The following is a 4,324-nucleotide window of genomic DNA, read 5'->3' on the forward strand; positions in this document are numbered from 1 at the left end:
TTTTTTTATGCGTATAACTTTAAATTTGGTTAATAAACCTCTTAATTAAACCCTACATAATTTTAAAATAAACCTAAGGGTATTAATTAAGCTGGCCCAAATTAGTTAAAAGATAAATAAACCACAACAATGCAATTGCAAATCAATATCATTTAGATTAGCATAAGTTCCAATTTTTTAACGAACTGGAACCGATATGTCGTCCCCTACTATTTTGCGTTTGTCTAAACTAAGCATTGTTACTTCTTTAATTTTATCTGGAAATACGTTTGCGCAGGAGTTAAAAACTAACAACGAGTCATTAGAGAAAATAGCCGTATATGGCCAGCATCATAAAAACTACATTACCGAAGATGCGCAGTCTGCAACTAAGTTAGGCCTATCAATAAAAGAAACCCCACAAAGTATTTCGGTTGTTTCGCGCGCATTAATGGACGATTTTTCGTTAGATGATATTAACTCCGTTCTTGAAAGCACACCCGGTGTAACGGTGGAGCAAATAGAAACAGATCGGACTTACTTTAAAGCCCGTGGATTTGAAATCACAAACTTTCAAGTAGATGGCTTGGGTATTCCACAAAGTTCGGGGTCAATTCAAGGCTCATTAGATACCTCTATTTATGACCGTGTTGAAATTGTTCGTGGGGCTAACGGTTTAATGACCGGTGCAGGAAATCCTTCTGCAACAGTGAACATGGTACTTAAAAAACCGACCTACATAACACAAGCGCATGCATCTGTATCTTATGGCTCCTGGAATAACAAACGACTAGAGGTTGATGTTTCGACTCCAATAAACGATGAGCACGCTGTACGCGCGGTATTTACTAAGCATAAAGCAGAATCTTACTTGGACCGTTACGAAACTGACAAAACAATAGGTTACTTAGCCTATGAAGGTAAATTAACAGATGATACAACACTAAGTCTCAACTACGTTAATCAACAAAAAGATGCCGATAGCCCGCTTTGGGGAGCATTACCCCTTTACTACACTGATGGCTCAGCCACTGATTACGATGCATCTACTAGTACTGCATCAGATTGGTCATATTGGGACAACAGTGCTGAACAGGTCTATGTAACACTTGAGCAAAACTTATCAGCAACTTGGGTAGCAACCGCCCGTTATGCACACATTGAAAACGAGCAAGATTCAGAGCTGTTTTATGTTTATGGCACACCCGATAGAGAAACAGGTCTAGGCCTTACAGGTTACGCAAGCCGTTATGATTACGAGGATAAACACGACCTGTTTGATTTATACGCTAGTGGTAAGTTTGATTTATTTGGTCAAGAGCACGACCTATCATTTGGTGTAAGCCAAGCAAACATGGATTATAACGAGCAGTCACTCTACGATTACACAACGGGTAATGGCTTTCCTTCCATGCCATCGCTTGATACATGGAATGGCGTAGCGCCAGAAGCAACACTTGCAGATGGTTTAAACGGCAGTGATATTGAAAACAAGCAGCAATCTGCTTATGTATCTACTCGCATAAAACTAAGTGACCCACTAAGTGTGCTTGCAGGTGTTCGTTACACCGACTGGGAAACAAAAGGCACTGCATATGGGGTAGTACAAACACGAGATGACAGTGAAGTTATTCCTTATATAGGTGCGGTTTACGACTTTACAGATTCACTCTCAGCCTACGCAAGCTATACCGAAACATTCGTGCCCCAGGAAGAGCTGGATATAAACGCTGAGCAACTTGCCCCCATTACTGGCAAAAGTAGCGAAATAGGTTTAAAAGCACAGCTTTTAGAAGACCAAGTGTTTTTAACGTTGGCGTATTTTGATGCTAAACAGGAAGGCCTTGCAGTTGCACTACCTGATTCATTACCGAGTGATACGCGCTACTATGCTGCTGATGGCATTAGTAGTGACGGTTTTGAGGTAGAACTAAGCGGTAAACTTACTGAGAGTTTAAGCACTAGCGTAAGCTTTAGTAATTTAAGCATTAATGGTGACGATTTAGTAAAAGACTACACACCAGAAAATCAATTAAAACTTGCCGCTACTTATCAGGTACCGTTTGTTGAAGGCTTAACATTTGGTGCAAACTATCGTTGGCAAGATTCGGTGAGTCGTGTACAAGTCTTTGACGCAACGGGTACAGCACTTGTAACAACAAACCAAGGTGCTTATGGTATTCTTGATTTGATGGCCAACTACAAGATTACTCAAAACGTAGGTGTTACTTTTAACGTAAATAACACCACCGACGAAAAGTATTTGCATAGCTTATTTTGGGCGCAAGGTTACTACGGCGCGCCGCGTAACTATGCCTTATCTGTTAACTGGCAACTGTAAAGTTAATTATAAGTATATTTTAATCACACAATTTAAACGACACAGCTTTTGTGTCGTTTTTCATTTTAAAAACTGTAGTTACAAAACCGCCATAGTGTTAATACAGTAAACCCGATGCTATTAAGGCTTTATAACCTAAAAACAGCACGTTTAGTTAGGCGAATTAATAACGACTTAATAAATGCTTTCACACAAAAAAACGCTAACCATTACTGGCTAGCGTTTTTGTAAAGCTCGGGTCAAATCAAGCTTGAAGAACGTTTTAAACCTTAAAGGTCAGCGTCATCACCTAGTACATCTTCACCATCCTCTGGTTCAATTGTCGCTTTAAGCAATAACATATCGCGTAGTTTGCCTTCAATTTCGTTTGCAATTTCTACGTTTTCTTTTAAGAATTTAATTGAATTGTTTTTACCTTGGCCTACCTTGTTACCATTGTAGCTGTACCAAGCACCTGCTTTTTCAACAATTTTGTGCTTAACACCTAAATCAATTAACTCGCCTTGCTTAGAAATACCTTCACCATACATGATGATAAATTCGGCTTGTTTAAACGGAGGCGCTACTTTGTTTTTAACAATTTTAACGCGCGTTTCGTTACCAACAACTTCATCACCTTCTTTCACCGAACCAATACGACGAATATCAATACGAACTGATGCGTAAAACTTAAGCGCGTTACCACCGGTTGTTGTTTCTGGGTTACCGAACATTACACCAATTTTCATACGAATTTGGTTAATGAAAATACATAATGTATTTGAACGTTTAATATTACCCGTAAGCTTACGTAATGCTTGCGACATTAAACGTGCTTGTAAGCCCATGTGCGAGTCGCCCATGTCGCCTTCAATTTCAGCTTTAGGTGTTAGGGCTGCAACTGAATCGACAATCACAACATCTACAGCACTTGAACGCACTAACATGTCACAAATTTCTAACGCTTGCTCACCCGTATCTGGTTGAGAAACTAACAGCTCATCAATGTTAACACCTAGCTTTTGAGCGTATACAGGATCTAGAGCATGCTCAGCATCAACAAAGGCACATGTTTTACCTTCTTTTTGAGCTTGTGCGATAACTTGCAAAGTCAGTGTTGTTTTACCTGAAGATTCAGGACCATATACTTCAACAATACGACCCATTGGTAAACCGCCTATGCCTAAAGCAATGTCGATCCCTAATGAACCTGTAGATACTGCATCAATGTTCAGGGCTTTATTGTCGCCCAGCTTCATGATTGAACCTTTACCAAATTGACGCTCAATTTGTGATAGTGCAGCGTCTAACGCTTTTTGTTTGTTATCGTTCATTTTGTTCTCCAAATCCGGCTAATGCGAACAAGTATACTGTATGAAACCACAGTATCAAGCGAAATTTATAAATTTATCTTTTCAATTGTATTTTTCAAAGCAAATTCAATAGCCTGCATTCTAACTTGGGCTCTATCACCACTAAATATTTGCTTAAATGTAAATTGTTTATCTGCAATTTGTAGGCAAAACCATACAAAACCCACTGGCTTATCTTGTGTTGCTCCACCCGGCCCTGCTATCCCCGATATAGCAATAGCAACGTCAACATTGGCAAGATTTTTTGCCCCCAACGCCATTTCTTTTACGGTTTGTTCGCTCACAGCACCATACTGCTCTAACGTACTCGTCGCTACATTGAGTAGTTCGTGCTTTGCCTCATTGCTATAAGTAACAAATGCACGCCCTAAATAGCGCGAGCTGCCAGGTGTGTCTGTTAGTGCATAACTCACTCCACCACCTGTGCATGATTCAGCAGTAGTGATCCATAAGCATTTATCCGTTAAAATAACACCTAATTTCGCAGCAAGTGTTTTAATCTCTTGATGTAATTCCATATTCAGCCTTTGGGTAAATACATGTCGTTTGATCTTTTTGCACCACACACTATAAAACAACAAACCCCTATGATGCAGCAGTATCTAAAAATAAAATCAGAGCATCGCGATATTTTATTGTTTTATCGTATGGG

General features: G+C 39.5%; 4 protein-coding genes. 2 read left to right on the plus strand and 2 right to left on the minus strand.

Annotation, left to right across the window (positions count from 1 at the left end; all coding sequences use genetic code 11):
- Positions 1–196: 196 nt before the first annotated feature.
- Positions 197–2,320, plus strand: a complete 2,124-nt coding sequence (locus tag BCG07_RS11395; protein ID WP_286890225.1) for a TonB-dependent siderophore receptor — start codon at positions 197–199, stop codon at positions 2,318–2,320.
- A 269-nt stretch (positions 2,321–2,589) separates the two neighbouring features.
- On the opposite strand, the gene recA is transcribed toward BCG07_RS11395, so the two are convergent.
- Both recA and BCG07_RS11405 read right to left on the minus strand, forming a co-directional pair.
- Positions 2,590–3,633, minus strand: coding sequence for a recombinase RecA (gene recA / locus BCG07_RS11400; RefSeq protein WP_006791966.1), 1,044 nt, complete (start codon positions 3,631–3,633; stop codon positions 2,590–2,592).
- 65 nt (positions 3,634–3,698) lie between these two features.
- Entirely contained in the window at positions 3,699–4,190 is a 492-nt protein-coding gene (locus BCG07_RS11405; RefSeq protein WP_006791965.1) for a CinA family protein, read from the minus strand.
- Between the two features lie 21 nt (positions 4,191–4,211).
- Between BCG07_RS11405 and BCG07_RS19945 the strand changes: the two genes are divergently transcribed.
- The coding region (locus tag BCG07_RS19945) for a MutS N-terminal domain-containing protein (RefSeq protein ID WP_502694067.1) at positions 4,212–4,324 on the plus strand (113 nt) is incomplete at its 3' end.

Origin of the sequence: Pseudoalteromonas sp. ESRF-bin5, from assembly GCF_002632075.1 — a bacterium.
Taxonomy (GTDB): Bacteria; Pseudomonadota; Gammaproteobacteria; order Enterobacterales; family Alteromonadaceae; genus Pseudoalteromonas; species Pseudoalteromonas marina.

Bases quoted from the DNA above. Each gene is read 5' to 3' on its own strand.
- BCG07_RS11405 (WP_006791965.1), bottom strand. From the start codon at position 4,190: ATGGAATTACATCAAGAGATTAAAACACTTGCTGCGAAATTAGGTGTT.
- BCG07_RS11395 (WP_286890225.1), top strand. From the start codon at position 197: ATGTCGTCCCCTACTATTTTGCGTTTGTCTAAACTAAGCATTGTTACT.
- recA (WP_006791966.1), bottom strand. From the start codon at position 3,633: ATGAACGATAACAAACAAAAAGCGTTAGACGCTGCACTATCACAAATT.